Annotated in this window: 1 protein-coding gene; it reads left to right on the top strand. The window is 40.7% G+C overall.

What is annotated here, in order from left to right; genetic code table 11:
- Positions 1-183: SDR family oxidoreductase (locus tag AACL61_RS03120; protein WP_339110982.1), on the top strand; the 183-nt coding region annotated here is incomplete at its 5' end.
- Positions 184-204: the final 21 nt, after the last annotated feature.

Genomic DNA, 204 nt, shown 5'->3' with positions numbered 1-204 from the left:
CTAGTTGATAATTTGGTCAAGGATGATCCAAAAGCAGAAGGATACCTAGAAAGCCTTCATCCCCTTGGCCGTCTTGGAAAGCCAGAAGAGATTGCTAACCTTGCTTTATACCTTGCTTCAGACGAATCAAGCTTTAGTACTGGTTCAGAATTTGTCGCTGATGGTGGCTATACGGCTCAATAATATTTATAAAGAACAAACAAC

Origin of the sequence: Limosilactobacillus reuteri subsp. porcinus (assembly GCF_036621895.1) — a bacterium.
Classification (GTDB): Bacteria; Bacillota; Bacilli; order Lactobacillales; family Lactobacillaceae; genus Limosilactobacillus; species Limosilactobacillus reuteri_J.
Note: the sequence above shows the minus strand (reverse complement) of the source record. Positions and strands in the feature narration are given on the sequence as shown.